This is a genomic window from Streptomyces sp. NPDC045287 (assembly GCF_056432325.1).
Genome location: NZ_JBWKJG010000014.1, coordinates 177504 through 190094 on the forward strand (window position 1 = coordinate 177504; position 12591 = coordinate 190094).

A 12591-nucleotide genomic window follows, 5' to 3' on the forward strand; every position below is an offset into this window, starting at 1 on the left:
GGGTGCTCGACCTACGACCCCCCGCACAACCCCCCGCTTTGTTCAGCGCTCAACCAAAAAAAAACAGACCCAGCCGGGGGGGGCGGCCCCCGGGCGGGGGCCCCCCCCCCCGTACAGTTCTCCCCCCACCTGGCCCCCGCTCGTGAAGGCCCCATGCCGCACACCTTCGCTGACAACCCTCCGGGAACCCCGCCGCGCACGGCAGACGCGCCCGCGCCCGCGGCGCACCCCCCGGCCACCTTCGCCGACGCGCTCCGCCAGGCCCTGCGCCTGCGGGGCCTCCCCCTGCAACGCGTGTGCGACCGGCTGGCCGAACACGGCGTACGGATCAGCCCCGCCACGCTCAGCCACTGGCAGCGCGGGCGCAGCCTGCCCGAACGGCCGCAGTCCCTGCGGGCGGTGCGGAAGCTGGAGGAGATCCTGGCCGTACCGCACGACCACCTCGTGGGCCTCCTGCAACCGCACCGGCCGCGGGGCAGGGCGCGCACCCACGGGCAGGACGTCACCGCCTCGCGGCGCGTCTTCGCCCCCGGTTCGGAGGTGGAGCGGGCCCTCGGAGACGCGTTCGCGCACTTCAACCAGGACATCACCCCCCTCTCCATCCACGAGGCGGTCTTCCTGGGCGCGGACCGCTGCATCCGCCGCATGTCCGTCACCCAGGTGCTCCGCGCGATCTGTGACGGGCCCGACCGGCTGACCCTCGTGCACCAGGTCGACGAGGACGTGTCGCCGGACGTCGACTTCACCGTCGGCTGCGGCACCCTCGGCGCGGTGCGGGTCGAGGAACCGCTGCGCTGCGTCGTCGCCGACATCCTGCTGGGCCGGCGGCTGAGACGCGGGGAGACCGCCGTGGTCCGCTACGACGTGTGCTTCCCCTCCGGCCCCACCCCCAGCACGTTCTACGAGCGCCGCGTCCGGACGAACCTGCGCGAGTACCTGCTGCACGTCTCCTTCGCGCCGGAGGCGGTGCCCGCGAGCTGCCGCAAGTACTACCGGCACCGGACCGACGCCCCGCGCGAGCAGGTCGCCCGCCTCGTGATCGACGGGTCGCACACGGCCCACCTGTACCCCGGCAAGTGCACGCCCGGCGTGCACGGCATGTCCTGGGCCTGGCCGCTCCGCCGAGGCGCCGCGGGCTGAAGCACCGGCCGTACGCGCGCGGGGCAGGGCCTGACCGTCGCCACCCGCGAGCTGATCGACGGGCGCCGGCCGTACGCGCGGGTCAGGGGGCGGTGTCGGGGATCCAGGAGCCGTGGACCGCGGCGGGGACGGCCCGGACGGCGGCGGGCGGGGCGCCGACGACGGTGGAGGGGCGGACGACGACCGGGGCGTGCGGGTCGACGCCGGTGGGAGGGGACGACACGATCGGGACGGCGGGTTCCCCGGGTGCTCCTCGACGGGGCGGGCGTAGCTGTCCGCAGCCCACCTGCCTCACGTGTGGTCGGCCACTCACTGCCCGGTGCGAAAGGAAGGCGACCGTCGGGACCCGTGAGGCCCGCCGCCGCCCGCGCCGCGGGGGGCGGTCAGCGGTGCGTGATGCCCGCGGTGAGCGTGCGCGTCCACGGCGCGTCGATCGCCTCCGCGTCGATCGACACGAGCAGGTGGCAGAGCATGCCGACCGCGAAGAACTCCTGGACCTGCCGCTCGTCGCCGCCCGACGCCCCGCGGACGTACTCGACCGTGCGGGCGTAGCCGGCCCGCACCGCCTCCCGCACCGCCGGTTCGGAGACGGCTGCCGCCTGGGCGTGCAACTGCACCAGCATCAGGTCGTTGTCCCGGATCAGGTGCGCGTACGCGTCTCCCATGGAGGACAGCACCGCCTCCGGGTCGCCGCCCTTCGCCTCGGCCGCGCCGCGCTCCAGCGCCGCGCGCACCCGGACGAAGCAGTGCTCCACGACCGCGACGAAGAGGGCCTCCTTGTTGGGGAAGAGCCGGTAGACGTACGCCTGCGAGATCCCGGCGGCCTTGGCGACCTCCGACGTCGTGGTGCCGAAGTACCCCCGGGCCGCGAAGGCGCCGATGGCGGTGCGCAGCACCGTCTCCCGGCGCTCCTCCGCCGTGGCCAACCGGCGTGGACGCTGTTCTCCTTTCACGTGAGTACTCAACCGCTCACACTTTGGAGTGTCAACAGCGTGCCTCCGCGCGGCGTACCGACCGGGCGGTCCTTGGCGCCCCGTGCCGCCGCCCCGGAGGGGGCGTGCTCCACGACCCGGCTACGCGAGGCCGCCATCACTCCGGAGGAGCCGGCCGTTGATCCACCCGCCCTTTGCCGAGCAGAGGAACGTGACCAGGTTCGCGCAGTCCTGCGGCACGCCGAGGCGCCCCAGGGGCGTGAAGCGGATCATGTCCGCCTTCTGCTCCGCGGTCATCCACCCCGTGTCGGTCGGCCCGGGGTCGACCGCGTTGCAGGTCACTCCCAGGTGGGCGAGTTCGCGGGCGGCGGCGAGCGTGATCCGGTCCATCGCCCCCTTGCTCGCCCCGTAGGGGAGGTTGCCGACGGTGTGGTCGCTGGTCAGGCTGATGACCCGGCCGCTTCCGTGCTGCCCGCGGAACCGCAGCCCGTACTCCCGGATCAGCAGCCACGTCGCCCGCGCGTTGACCGCGAAGTGTCGGTCGAAGCTCTCCACCGTGGTGTCCAGCAGGCCGGAGTCGACCGACTCGCAGTGGCAGAGCACCAGCGCGGTGACGTTCCCCAGCGCGTGCTCGACTTCGTCGAAGATCCGGGCCGGTACGGCCGGGTCGCCCAGGTCCGCCTCGACCGCGAAGGTCCTTGCCCCGAGGGAAGCCGCCTCCTCCCGCAGCCGGCCGGGCGCCCCCGGCTCCGCCCCCCACGGCATCCGCGCGTCGTAGGGGCTCCAGTACGTGAAGGCCGTGTCCCAGCCGGCCCGGGCCAGATCCAGTACCACGGACGTCGCGATCCCCGCCGAACGTCCCGCTCCCGTGACCAGGGCGAGCGGGCGCTCCGCCTCCCGCACGTCCCGCCGGCTCCTCGCGCGCGTCCCGTCGCTCATGGCCCCATTCTCCACGCCCCCCGGGGCCGCCGGGAAGTCGACCTCCCGGCGCCCCGTGCCCCCGCCCCGCCTCCGGCGGGCCCGCCGGTCACCGTCGGGCGCCACCGGTCGCCGGGCGGGCGTCGGACGCGGTCGCCGTGTCCAGCCGGGCGCGCAGTGCGGCCAGGTTGCTCCTGAGCCTTTGCACCGGGGTGGGCGGCAGCGCACGGGTGGAGCCCCGCGCGTAGTGGCGTTCGACGTAGAACTGTCCCGCGCTGAGCACGGTCGTGACGGCGACGTACCAGAGGGTGGCGACCATCAGCAGTGGGATGACCTGGTAGGTCTGGTTGTAGACCAACTGCACCGAGTACAGCAGGTCGTGCACCGCCAGCACGCTGACGATGCTGGTGCCCTTCAGGGTGCCGATCAGCATGTTCCCCGCGGTCGGCACGATGGAGCGCATCGCCTGCGGAATGACGATCCTGCGCAGGGTGCGCCGCCTGCCGATGCCGAGGGCCTGGGCGGCCTCCGTCTGGCCGGCGTCCACCGAGAGGATGCCGCCGCGCACCACCTCGGCGGCGTAGGCGGCCTCGTGCAGGGTCAGGCCGATGACGGCGGTGAGGACGGGGCCGAGCAGGTTGACCGTCTCGACGGTGACGAACTGCGGCCCGAAGGGGATGCCGAGGCCGAGCGTCGGGTAGAGGGCGCCGATGTTGAACCAGAACAGCAACTGCACCAGCAGCGGGGTGGACCGGAAGATCCACACGTACCCCCAACTCAGGGTGCGCAGCACCGGGTTGGAGGAAAGCCGCATCACGGCCAGGGGGATGCCGAGCAGGAAGCCGAGCACCATCACCGCGCCGGTCAGCCACAGGGTGAGCAGCAGCCCGTCGAGCACGGCGGGGGTGGTGAAGTACCGGCCGACCACCTCCCACTGGAAGGCCCGGTTGCGGACGACGGAGTTGACCACCATGGCGAAGACCAACAGCGCGAGGGCGGTGGTCAGCCAGCGGCCGACGCGCCGGCGCGGCACGATCCGCGGCGGATCGCCGCCGGGGTCGCGGCCGGGGGCTTTCCGGCGCCCCTGCGGGGGGACGGACGCGGAGACGCCGGGGGAGACGGTGATGTCGGACGGCGAGACCATCAGGGGCTCTCCAGGGGAGGGAAGCGGGGGCGGAGGTGATCACCCGGCGAAGGCGGTCACCCGGCGGCACGTGTACGCGGATTCCGCCCGAGCCCCGCGCGGACACGGCGCGGGCACGGAGCGGCGGCCCGGGTTTCGACGTCATCACGCTCACCGCGTCCCTCAACGCGGCCGGTGCGGCTGCCGCACGCGGCGGAGCCGTCCCCGCTGATCGTATGGGTCCCGCGCGGGCCCCTGTCAACCACGCGCGGGAATCGCCCAACACCCGTCCGCCATACGGCTCGTGGTTGACGGGGAGCGAGATGTACTGCTCAATTGGACCCATGAATGTCGAGCAGCGCCTGGTCACCCGTGACCACATCGACTTCGGTCGGGTGTGGTCTGCCGCGTGTAGCGCCTGACGCGGCAGTAGGCCGTCCGACCGGCCCTTCCCTCCCTCGGTGACCCCGTCGCGGGCCGAGTCCTCCCCTCGCGAAACCGCCGTGCGCAGGCGTTGAACACGCGCTGAGACACGTGCCGCAACGCGCTGAGACCAGCGCTGGGCACGCGTCGGGACAAGCGCTGGACACGCGCTGGTCCCGCGTACGGCCCGCCCCGCGAGACCTGGCACGCGCTGCCGCCGCCCCCCTCTTTCGCCCGAGGCCCGTGCCCCGGCGTCATCACACCTGTTCACCCCCGGCTCCCAGTACCCGAAGCGCCGTCGCACACGGTCGCACCGAGGGCGGCTCCGCCGTGCCCGCGTGCTGCCACGGCACGGCCCCGAAGCACGTCAGGAAAGGCCATCACCCATGCCCGTGGAGTTCCTCGGCATCGCCGCGACCAACAACGGCTCCGAAACCACCCCGCGCTCTGGCGCCGCCTTCGACAAGGAGTACACGCTCCGGCTCGCCCGGGCGCACGAGGACCACGGCTGGGACCGCGTGCTGTTCGCCTACGGCTCCGGATCGCCGGACCCGGCACCGGCCGCCGCGTACGTCGCGAGCAGAGTGGACCGCCTCCAGATCCTGCTCGCCCACCGGCCCAACGTCTCGTACCCGACCTTCGCCGCCAAGACCTTCGCCACCCTCGACCAGATCAGCGAGGGCCGGCTGACCGTGCACTTCATCACCGGCGGCGACGACCGGGAACAGGGCCGCGAGGGCGACACCCTGACCAAGGACGAGCGCTACGCCCGCACCCGCGAGTACATCCGGATCGTCAAGAAGATCTGGACCACCCACGAGCCCTTCGACCACGAGGGCGAGCACTACCGCTTCCACGACTTCGTCAGCGACGTCTTCCCGGTCCAGCAGCCGCGCCCCGGCGTGTCGTTCGGCGGCTCGTCGCCCGCCGCCTACGCCGCGGGAGGCGCCGAGGCCGACATCTACTGCCTGTGGGGCGAGCCCCTCGTGAAGACCGCCGAGCAGATCGAGGCCGTGAAGGCCGCCGCGCGGGCCGCGGGCCGCGCCGACACCCCCCGCATCCAGGTCGCCTTCCGCCCGATCATCGCCCCGACCGAGGAGCTGGCCTGGGAGAAGGCCCACCGCACGGTCGGCGCGATCAAGGAACGCAGGGCGAGGGGCGAGGCGGTCTCCAGGCGCCGCGACGCCCACGCGAGGCCGCAGAACACCGGCTCGCAACGGCTGATCGCCATCGCCGAGGCGGGGGAGCGCTACGACCGCGCCCTGTGGACCCCGACGGCCGCCGCCACCGGCGGCGCGGGCAACTCCAACGCCCTGGTCGGCACCCCCGAGACCGTGGCCCAGGCGCTCCTCGACTACTACGACCTCGGCGTCGACATCCTCTCCGCCCGCGGCTACGACCTGCTGGACGACGCGATCGACTTCGGCCGGTACGTGATCCCCCTCGTCCGCGAGGAGGTCGCCAAGCGCGACGCCGAGCGGGCGGCCCGCGGCGCACAGGCCCTCGCGGCGGTGAACGGATGACCTCCGCCGCTCAACCCCTGTCCTTCGAGCCGGAACTGACGTTCATTCAGGTACAGGTGTCGGACCCCCGGGCGGAGCCGATGCTGCGGGAACTCGGCAGCGAGTACGCGGCCCGCTACGGCGAGGTCGCCCACGCCGAACTCTCCCGCTACCCCGACGAGGAGTTCACCGCGCCTCGCGGCGGCGTACTGCTCCTGCTCCTCGAACACGGCGAGCCGGTGGCGGGCGGGGCCTTCCGCCGGTACGACGGGACCACGGCCGAACTGAAACGGATCTGGACGCACTCCGTCCACCGCCGGCGCGGCCTCGCCAGACGCGTCGTCGCCGCGCTGGAACGCGAGGCGGTCGCCCGCGGGTACCGGCGGATCCACCTCACCACGGGGCCGCGCCAGCCCGAGGCGCGCGGCCTGTACCTGGCCGCCGGCTACACCCCCCTGTTCGACGTCGAGGCGGACCCGGAGACCATCGGTCCGCTGCCCTTCGAGAAGCACCTGACCACCGGAACACACCCCGCACACCCGGGAAAGGCAGCCGACCTGTGAACCCTCGCACGACCAGAACCCGGCGCAGGACCCGGCGGCGCGTCATCGCCGCCCTCGCGCTGCCACCCGTACTGGCGCTGACCGGCTGCGGCTCGGGCGGCGCCCCCGGCGCCACGGCGGCGGGCGCCGGGGCGTCCGCCGCGCCGGCCGGCGACCCGGTCGCCGCCGTGGACAAGGTGGAGTCGGTGGCCGCCCTGCTGCCCGCCGACGTCCGCGCGTCGGGCACCCTGAGGATCGGCAGCTCCATCGGGACGCCGCCCGGCGCGTACTACCCGAACGGGTCGGACAAGGCCCCCGCGGGCCAGGACATCGACATCGCCGACGCGGTGGCCAAGGTCCTCGGCGTGAAGCTGGAGCGGCAGAACGCGTCCTTCGAGACGATCCTGCCCGCCCTCGGCAGCGGCAAGTACGACGTGGGGACCGGCAACTTCGGCGTCACCACCGAGCGTCTGAAGAGCGTCGACTTCGTCACCTACATCAACGACGGCCAGGGCTTCGCGGTGAGGAAGGGCAGCACCGCGCTCAAGGGGAAGGTCACCGAGCTCACCCAGTTGTGCGGACTGACCATCGGCACCGGAGCCGGCACCACCTTCGAGGCGACCCTCATCGCCCACAAGGGGGTGTGCGCGAAGGCGGGCAAGAAACCGTACGACGTGAAGGTCTACTCGGAGAACGGGGCGACGCTCACCGCGCTCCAGCAGGGCCGGATCGACGTGGTCATGTCGACCATCAACGGCCTGCGCCACCAGGCGGCCCAGCCCGCGGCGCGGACCACCTTCCTCGGCGAGTACCACCGCCTCGACGTCGGCTTCGCCTTCAAGAAGGGCTCCCCCCTCACCAAGGCGTTCCAGGCCGCCGTCAACGAGCTGATCGAGAACGGCACGTACGCCCGGATCCTCGAGAAGTGGGGCACCACCGCCTCCGCGATCGACACCTCGCAGATCAATCCGTCCGAGCACACCTGAGAGCCGAGCAGAACACCACGATGGGACTCACCGCCGATTCCGCCGTCGCGCCACCCGGCGCGGCCTCCCCGGGCACGGGCCCCGAAGCCCCGCCCACCGGGGACGACCCGGCCCCGCCCAAGGTCGTCCCCGCCCGCCACCGCGCCCGATGGGTGGCGGCCGTCGCCGTGACCGTGCTGGTCGCCCAGTTCGCGCACGGCCTGGCCACCAACCCCGTCTGGGAGTGGGACGTCTTCCGCGACTACGTCCTGTCCGAGACGATCGTCCGGGCCGTGGGGGTCACCCTCCAACTCACCGCCTGCGCCACGGTGCTGGGCTTCCTCCTGGGCACCGTACTGGCCTTCATGCGGCTGTCGCACAGCCCGGTGCTGCGGACCGTCGCCTGGACCTACGTCTGGATCTTCCGGTCCGTCCCGATGATCGTCCAGCTCGTGTTCTGGTTCAACCTCGGTGCCCTGTACGAGGAGTTGGGCGTCGGCATCCCCTTCGGGCCGGTGTTCTGGTCGGTCGACAGCGACACCCTGATCGGCACCATCGGGGCGGCGCTCATCGGCCTGTCGCTGCACCAGGCCGCGTACGCCGCGGAGACGGTCCGCGGCGGCGTCGCCGCCGTCGACCGCGGGCAGTTCGAGGCCGCCGCCGCCCTGGGCATCCCCCGGCTGCGGCAGATCCGCCGGATCGTGCTGCCGCAGGCCATGCGCGCCATCCTGCCCACGGCGGGCAACGAGGTCATCGGCCTGCTCAAGGGCACCTCGGTGGTCTACGTGATGGCGATCGGCGAACTCTTCTACCAGGTGCAGGTGGTCTACGGCCGCAACGGCCGGGTGGTCCCGCTGCTGCTGGTCGCCACCGCCTGGTACGTCTTCCTCACCTCCGTGCTGTCGGTCGCGCAGTACTACGTGGAGCGGCACTTTGCGCGGGGCGCCGACCGCACCCCGCCGCCCACCCCGTTCCAGCGCGCCGGGCGCTTCGTACGCGCCCTGCGCGCCGCGGCGGAGCGGCGCGACGAGCCCGTCGTCCCCCTGAAACCCCTGGGAGGCAGTCGATGAACGAGGTGATGGTGGACGTCCGCGGCGTCCACAAGAGCTTCGGCCCGCTGGAGGTGCTGCGCGGTGTCGATCTGAAGGTCCGCACCGGCGAGGTCTCCGTGATCCTCGGCCCGTCCGGCTCGGGGAAGTCCACGCTGCTGCGCAGCATCAACCACCTGGAGAAGGTCGACCGCGGCTGGATCAGCATCGACGGGGAGCTCATCGGTTACCGCCGCTCCGGCGACAAGCTGTACGAACTGAAGGAGAAGGAGGTCCTGAAGCAGCGCACGCACATCGGGTTCGTCTTCCAGGACTTCAACCTCTTCCCGCACCTGACCGTGCTGGAGAACCTCGTCGAGGCCCCGGTCTCCGCGCTGCGCCGCCCGCGCGGGGAGGCGGAGGGGACCGCGCGCCGGTTGCTGGAGCGGGTGGGGCTCGCGGACAAGGCCGACGCCCACCCCCGGCAGCTCTCCGGAGGACAGCAGCAGCGGGTGGCCATCGCGCGCGCACTCGCCCTCGAACCCAAGGTGCTCCTCTTCGACGAGCCCACCTCGGCGCTCGACCCGGAGCTCGTCGGCGAGGTCCTCGACGTCATCAAGGACCTGGCCCGCACCGGAACCACCATGATCGTCGTCACCCACGAGATCGGCTTCGCCCGCGAGGTCGCCGACACCGTGGTGTTCATGGACGGCGGCGTCGTCGTGGAGCAGGGCCCGCCCGCCGCCGTCCTGGACGCCCCGCGGCACGAGCGCACCCGCGCCTTCCTCTCCAAGGTCCTCTGACCGGCCCCCACGCCCGTCCCCCCTCTTCCCCTTCGCAAGGAGTACGCACGTGACCACCGGCCTCACCCGTCGCGCCACCGCGACCGCGCTGGGACTCGCCTCCGCCCTCGCCCTCACCGCCTGCGGCACCCCCTCCGACGGCGGCACCGTCGAGGTCGCCGCCGCGTCGGGCACCAAGACGAAGATCAACCTCAGCCCCGACCAGGACCGCGTCACCACCGCCAAGGTCGACTCCATCGCCGCCGAGGTCCCGGCGGAGATCCGCGAGAGAGGCACGCTGGAGGTCGTCGGATCGCCCGGCTCCGCCCCGCCGCTGGCCTTCTACGCCACCGACGACAAGACCGTCATCGGCGTCGAGCCCGACATCGCCTCCCTGGTCGCCGACGTGCTCGGCCTCGAACTGCGCCTCACCACCGCCTCGTGGGAGAACGTCTTCGTCGGCCTCGACAGCGGCAAGTACGACGTCGGCTTCAGCAACATCACCGTCACCGAGGAACGCAAGAAGAAGTACGACTTCGCCACCTACCGCAAGGACACCCTGGGCTTCGAGGCGAAGAAGGGCAGCGGCCTGAAGGTCACCGGACCCGAGGACGTGGCGGGTCGGACCGTCGCCGTCGGCAGCGGCACCAACCAGGAGAAACTGCTCGTGGAGTGGAGCGAGGAGAACGAGAAGGCCGGCCGGAAGCCGGTGGACATCAAGTACTACCAGAACGACAGCGACGTGCACCTCGCCCTCCAGTCCGGCCGGATCGACCTCTACCTCGGCCCCCACCCGACCGCCGCCCACCACGCGGCCACCACGGGGAAGACGGAGGTCGTCGGCACCTACTCCGGTGCCGGCGACACCCTCCAGGGCCTCATCGCGGCCACCACCAAGAAGGACAGCGGACTGGCCGAGCCGCTCGCCGACGCGCTCGACGAGATCATCGACAACGGCACGTACGGGAAGGTGCTGGAGCGCTGGGGCCTGGCCGACGAGGCCGTGACCAAGTCCGAGGTCAACCCGCCCGGCCTGCCCGAGACCGGCGCGTAGCAGCCGCAGGGTGCGGGGCCCGGACACACGGCCCCGCACCGGTCCCACGAAAACCCCACCCCCCGAAGGGTCCACCATGGCCACCGTCCTGTCCGTCTCCGGAAGCCCCTCCGCCACCTCCCGTACCGCCCGCCTCCTCCGCCACCTGGACGCACGGCTCAGGGCCCAGGGCCACGAGGTGGTCCCGCTGGACGTCCGCACCCTCCCCGCCGACGCCCTGCTCGGCGCCGACTTCCGGCACCCGGCGATCGTGGAGGCGATCGCGCTGTTCGACCGCGCCGACGGGGTCGTGATCGGCACGCCCGTCTACAAGGCCGCCTACTCCGGACTGCTGAAGTCCCTGCTGGACCTGCTGCCGCAGTACGGCCTGGGCGGCAAGACGGTCCTCCCGCTGGCCACCGGCGGGACCACGGCGCACGTCCTGGTGATCGACTACGCGCTGCGCCCCGTGCTCAGCTCCATGGGCGCCGCGCACATCGTCCAGGGCTGGTTCACGCTCGACAAGGACCTCGCGGTGGCCGACGACGGCTCCCTGACCGTCGCGCCGGGCCCGGCCGAGGCCCTCGCACGGGTCGTCGACCGGTTCTCCGAAGCCCTCGACAGCCGTACGGCCCTGCTGGCGGCTGCCGGATGAGCGCCGCGGCCCGCCGCGCCCCATCGCCCGGGGCCGCGGGCCCGCTCCGGGCGGGCCGGCGGGGCCGCCCGGCCCGCGGTGCGGGTCCCGTCCACGGCCCCGGGCGACGGCGATGACCTCGGGTCCCGGGGTGCGGGCGGCCTGAGCGGGGGCCGCGGCCGGAGCGCGCCGGGAGCGGGCCCCCTTGACGGGACCCGCGGGCGGCCCGACACTCCAGGGAAGGATCCCTAGTGGATGGGTAGGGAATGATGGAGCGTCTGGAGCCGCCCGCCGGCCGCGCCGTGTGCGCGGGCCGGCCGCCCCTCCTCCTGACGTCCCGCCGCCACATCGATCTCCTGCGCGTCTGCAGCGCGGCGAGCCCCCGGCGCTGAACCCACGGCGCCCGCCGGCACCGCGCCCCCGTCGCGTACGGGTCCGTGCCGCCGCCGAGAGCCCCTCACCCGACGCACGCCGACCGCCGCGTCCCGAGAACCAGAAGCCGGACCGGACCCAGGGAGACCCATGCCCGCCGCACCCCCGACCACCGTGCCGTCCCTCCCGCCGTTCCGGGGCAGGATCGGCTCCGACGCGAACAGCGGCTACCACGCCGTGCCGCACCGCTACCGCCTCCACCTCTCGCTCTCCTGCCCCCACTGTCTGCGCATCGCCATCACCCACAGCCTGCTCGCCCTCGACGGCGTCCTCCCGGTGGTGCTCCTGCCGGCCGTGCCCGACGAGCCCGACGGCGGCCACTCCGCCCTGCGCCCGCTGTACGAGACCAGTGCGCACCGGTACCCCGGACCGACCGCGGCACCGGTACTGAGCGACGACTGGACGGGACGGATCGTCAGCACCCACACCCCGGAGATCCTGCGCGACCTGGCCCGGGGCTTCGGCGGTGACGGCCCCGGCCGGCCCGCGCTGTACCCGCGCGGCGCGGAGGCGCAGATCGACGCCGTCGAACGCCTCTGCGCGCACCACATCGGCCGAGCCGCGCAACACGCCGGGCAGGCCGGCACCGACGCCACGGCACGCCGCGCCGCCCTCGCCTCCCTGTACCGCGCCCTGGGCTCAGTGGAGCGGCGGCTCGCCACCCGGGACTTCGTCCTCGGCGACGAGCCGACCGCCGCCGACGTGCGGCTGTGGGTGACCCTGGTGGAACTCGACGGCGTGCACCGCCGGCACCTGGACGCCGCCGCGGTCCACCGCATCGCCGACCATCCGCACGTGTGGGCCTACGCGCGGCGACTGGCCGCCCACCCCGCCTTCGGCCCCCACCTCGATCTGGAGGGCATCGCCCGCAGGCACCACGCCCACTGCCGGGGGCTGGAGGCCGCGGGGGAGGCGGTACAGATCCTGGACTGGGCGGTGCACGTCGCGGAGGGGACCGCCGCCCGGCCCGCCCCCGCGCCCCCGGGCGATTTCACGGAACCGCAATACGCCCTCCACCTGCCCCCGTCCGGCTCCGCCTAGCCTGCGACGGCAGGGGGCCACCACGGTGGCGCGCCGCCACCGGCGGCCCGCCGGGGGTCGGGGAACGGCGTCGCCCCGAGGGGAGGGGGACGAACC

At 73.3% G+C, this 12591-nt stretch carries 13 protein-coding genes; 9 read left to right on the forward strand and 4 right to left on the reverse strand.

What is annotated here, in order from left to right; translation table 11 throughout:
- The first annotated feature begins 153 nt into the window (after nucleotides 1-153).
- Nucleotides 154-1140, forward strand: coding sequence for a helix-turn-helix domain-containing protein (locus AC07D6_RS23325; RefSeq protein ID WP_479047189.1), 987 nt, complete (start codon nucleotides 154-156; stop codon nucleotides 1138-1140).
- 82 nt (nucleotides 1141-1222) lie between these two features.
- Here AC07D6_RS23325 and AC07D6_RS23330 read toward each other — a convergent pair whose 3' ends face one another.
- The 4 genes from AC07D6_RS23330 to AC07D6_RS23345 all read right to left on the reverse strand — a co-directional run bounded on the left by AC07D6_RS23330 (nucleotide 1223) and on the right by AC07D6_RS23345 (nucleotide 4134).
- Nucleotides 1223-1363, reverse strand: coding sequence for a hypothetical protein (locus AC07D6_RS23330; RefSeq protein WP_479047191.1), 141 nt, complete (start codon nucleotides 1361-1363; stop codon nucleotides 1223-1225).
- A gap of 160 nt (nucleotides 1364-1523) precedes the next feature.
- Complete coding sequence (locus tag AC07D6_RS23335; RefSeq protein WP_479047192.1) at nucleotides 1524-2066, reverse strand: TetR/AcrR family transcriptional regulator; 543 nt, start codon at nucleotides 2064-2066, stop codon at nucleotides 1524-1526.
- Nucleotides 2067-2213: 147 nt separating this feature from the next.
- Complete coding sequence (locus AC07D6_RS23340) at nucleotides 2214-3011, reverse strand: SDR family oxidoreductase (RefSeq protein WP_479047195.1); 798 nt, start codon at nucleotides 3009-3011, stop codon at nucleotides 2214-2216.
- An 88-nt stretch (nucleotides 3012-3099) separates the two neighbouring features.
- A complete protein-coding gene (locus AC07D6_RS23345; RefSeq protein WP_479047198.1) occupies nucleotides 3100-4134 on the reverse strand; it encodes an amino acid ABC transporter permease in 1035 nt (344 codons plus the stop codon).
- Between the two features lie 788 nt (nucleotides 4135-4922).
- Between AC07D6_RS23345 and AC07D6_RS23350 the strand changes: the two genes are divergently transcribed.
- From AC07D6_RS23350 to AC07D6_RS23385, 8 genes are all read left to right on the forward strand, one after another.
- Nucleotides 4923-6059: an LLM class flavin-dependent oxidoreductase gene (locus tag AC07D6_RS23350; protein ID WP_479047200.1), complete on the forward strand. Its 1137-nt coding sequence runs from the start codon at nucleotides 4923-4925 to the stop codon at nucleotides 6057-6059.
- Complete coding sequence (locus tag AC07D6_RS23355) at nucleotides 6056-6601, forward strand: GNAT family N-acetyltransferase (RefSeq protein ID WP_479047202.1); 546 nt, start codon at nucleotides 6056-6058, stop codon at nucleotides 6599-6601. The genes AC07D6_RS23350 and AC07D6_RS23355 overlap by 4 nt, the downstream gene beginning before the upstream one ends.
- Nucleotides 6598-7566: an ABC transporter substrate-binding protein gene (locus AC07D6_RS23360; protein ID WP_479047205.1), complete on the forward strand. Its 969-nt coding sequence runs from the start codon at nucleotides 6598-6600 to the stop codon at nucleotides 7564-7566. Before AC07D6_RS23355 ends, AC07D6_RS23360 begins: the two co-directional genes overlap by 4 nt.
- 20 nt (nucleotides 7567-7586) lie before the next feature.
- Nucleotides 7587-8615: an amino acid ABC transporter permease gene (locus tag AC07D6_RS23365; protein WP_315881268.1), complete on the forward strand. Its 1029-nt coding sequence runs from the start codon at nucleotides 7587-7589 to the stop codon at nucleotides 8613-8615.
- Nucleotides 8612-9376, forward strand: a complete 765-nt coding sequence (locus tag AC07D6_RS23370) for an amino acid ABC transporter ATP-binding protein (protein WP_315881267.1) — start codon at nucleotides 8612-8614, stop codon at nucleotides 9374-9376. The genes AC07D6_RS23365 and AC07D6_RS23370 overlap by 4 nt, the downstream gene beginning before the upstream one ends.
- 49 nt (nucleotides 9377-9425) lie before the next feature.
- Complete coding sequence (locus tag AC07D6_RS23375; RefSeq protein WP_315881266.1) at nucleotides 9426-10409, forward strand: ABC transporter substrate-binding protein; 984 nt, start codon at nucleotides 9426-9428, stop codon at nucleotides 10407-10409.
- A 76-nt stretch (nucleotides 10410-10485) separates the two neighbouring features.
- A complete protein-coding gene (ssuE, locus tag AC07D6_RS23380) occupies nucleotides 10486-11043 on the forward strand; it encodes an NADPH-dependent FMN reductase (protein WP_479047207.1) in 558 nt (185 codons plus the stop codon).
- 501 nt (nucleotides 11044-11544) lie between these two features.
- A complete protein-coding gene (locus tag AC07D6_RS23385) occupies nucleotides 11545-12495 on the forward strand; it encodes a glutathione S-transferase C-terminal domain-containing protein (RefSeq protein ID WP_479047210.1) in 951 nt (316 codons plus the stop codon).
- The last annotated feature ends 96 nt before the right edge of the window (nucleotides 12496-12591 follow it).